Origin of the sequence: Arenimonas sp., assembly GCF_044348765.1 — a bacterium.
Lineage (GTDB): Bacteria > Pseudomonadota > Gammaproteobacteria > Xanthomonadales > Xanthomonadaceae > Arenimonas.
On the sequence record NZ_JBIKSE010000109.1, the window covers coordinates 1 to 2,537 of the forward strand.

Here is a 2,537-nt window from a genome sequence, read left to right on the forward strand (position 1 = left end):
TTGTACTGGCACAAGCGTTTTGGTACTTGGGCAGAAGGTGGTGAACCTAATAATGCCGGATTTCAAGCTTTACCTGATTATGTAAAAGCTAAGATTCTTTCTAATATGGCTTATGGTGGTATGACTTATCCATTTATGCAAGATGGTGGACCAGCTTTAACAGAAGAGCAAAAAGCTGCTGCTGAAGCCGCTGCAGCTAAAAAGAAAAAGCGTAATGAAACAGTGGCTACTGTTGGTGCAGCATTAGGTACTGTAGGTTTTATTGTTGGTAATGAAATTAGAAATAAGCAAAAACAAGGCGGGTATGATATATATGTAAATTCTAATGATCCTAGAGTTAACAGTGGTACTAGTGATCAACCATCAAATAAAGAACTTCGTCAGTTGTATAGAAATAGTAGAAAGATGTATGGTGGTGATACAGACATGTATGGTGGAGAAATGGATATGGATGCTATGTACCAGATGATGAAAGGTGGTCAACCATGCTATGAATGTGGTGGTAAAGTATATCAACAAGGTGGTCAAGAACAAGATCAAGTTATGCAGGCTATACAGATGTATGCTCAGATGACTCAAATGGATCCTGAACAACTTATGGCACAGCTACAAGCAATGTCTCCAGAAGAACAGCAACAAGCTATTCAGCAAATAATGCAGGCTATTCAACAAGCTCAACAAGGACAGTCTCCTCAAATGGCTTATGGTGGTATAAATATTAATCCTGCTAATAAAGGAAAGTTTACTGCTTCAGCTAATAGAGCCGGTATGAGTGTGCAAGACTTTGCTAGTAAAGTACTTGCAAATAAAGAAGACTATAGTTCAACACAAGTAAAAAGAGCTAACTTTGCTAAAAATGCTGCTGGTTGGAAAAAACAAATGGGTGGTATGACAGAGGGACAGATGTTAGAATTACATGATGATGAGATTCAAAATCTTATTGATCAGGGTTATGGTATTGAGTATTTAGATTAATTGATATGAAAAGAAAAGTAAGGGTTAAGAGTTTACCAAAAGCTCAATTTGGATTTAATAATTTACCAGCACCTAATGTGCTTCGTCCTGATTATTTAGCTACTTGGCAAAAGAATAATCCTTATCCGCCTTTTGGTAATTCTTCTACAATTCCTGCAGATGTATACTATGGTAATAATAATACCACAGGATCTTTCAATGTGGGAATGCCTGAGTTTAATCAGGAGGTATCATTTCCATCAAGTTTATATCCTACTAAGAATAATCCTTTAAGTTTATATCCTAGAAATACTAAATTAGATTCTGGTATTCTAAGTACTAATGAAGCTATTAGAAAATCTTATACAGATCAGATTCCTGAAGATACTAGAAAGTTAATGGGCCTTGAACCATTTGGTGATCTTAAAACAAAAAAGGTTGATCAAAAAGGTACTAATCCTTACATAGGACCAATGCTATTAGCTGGTACAGATATATTTAGTTCTGGTGCTAAAAAGATTCAAGATAGAAATGCAACATCTAATTATAGAAATGAATTTTTATCTGATAACTTATATAATGTAAAACCTGAAGATTACCAAGATAATAGAGGAGATTATTTAACTAATACACCTGGAATAGGTCCTGACTTTAGACCTATTGATTATATAAAGGGTGACAATAATAAAATTGCCCAGATGGGTGGAGAAATGAAAAGAAAAGTAAGAATCACAAGTTTACCACAAGCTGAATATGGTGGTACTCAAAATGCTAAAGCTGTTAATCAATTATACGGTAACTCAGCTTATATGATGAACATGTTTAATGGTGCTACTAAAGGTGAACCAGAAGAACAGTATGGTCAAACATTGGGACCAGATCCTAGATCTATGGCTGTATTAGAAGCAGAGAAAGGAGAGACATTAATACGTAAAGGTACTAATAGCACTATTCCTGAATTCTTTAAAATTGGTGGTAAGCGCCACTCAGAAGGTGGTACACCATTGTCTGGAGAAAAGGCTACACCAGATAGTTTTATTTATTCAGATACTAAAGCTATGAAGATTAAAGATCCAGCTATCTTAGAATCTTTTGGTTTTGCTGCTAAGAAAGGTGGCTACACTCCGGCTAAAATCTCTAAGAAGTTTGATCTTAATAATAAAGATTTGCGTGAAGGATTATATTCTGAGAGTGATCCATTGCGTAAGAAAACAGCTGTAATGATGGCTGATAATTATATTTCTAATTTAGGTAAGTTAGCATTAGTACAAGAATCACAAAAAGGATTTCCTCAAGGTGTTCCAGAAATTGCTATGCCCTATATGGATAAGATAGGATTAGATCCTGCACAGTTTTTACCACCATCACCTGAACAAGGTATGGCAATGGCTATGTATGGTGGTATACCTAAAGCTCAAAATGGTAGAAGTTTTAATGGTACTGATGAGTTTGAAAGATTAAAAAGAAATTATTCTCCTACTACGCCTGTAGTAACCAACTCTGCACCAGCTGTTAAAACTAATAGAACAACTCCGTATACAGCAAATGATATTGAGTTTAAAGATGGTAAATGGCAGATTAAA

2 protein-coding genes are annotated in these 2,537 nt (G+C 35.2%); both read left to right on the top strand.

All coding sequences use genetic code 11. The features are described from left to right. Positions 1–975: hypothetical protein (locus ACIQ0Q_RS09440; RefSeq protein WP_395772683.1), on the top strand; the 975-nt coding region annotated here is incomplete at its 5' end. A 5-nt stretch (positions 976–980) separates the two neighbouring features. Next, positions 981–2,537 (top strand): hypothetical protein (locus tag ACIQ0Q_RS09445; RefSeq protein WP_395772684.1); only part of this gene is annotated, 1,557 nt, incomplete at its 3' end.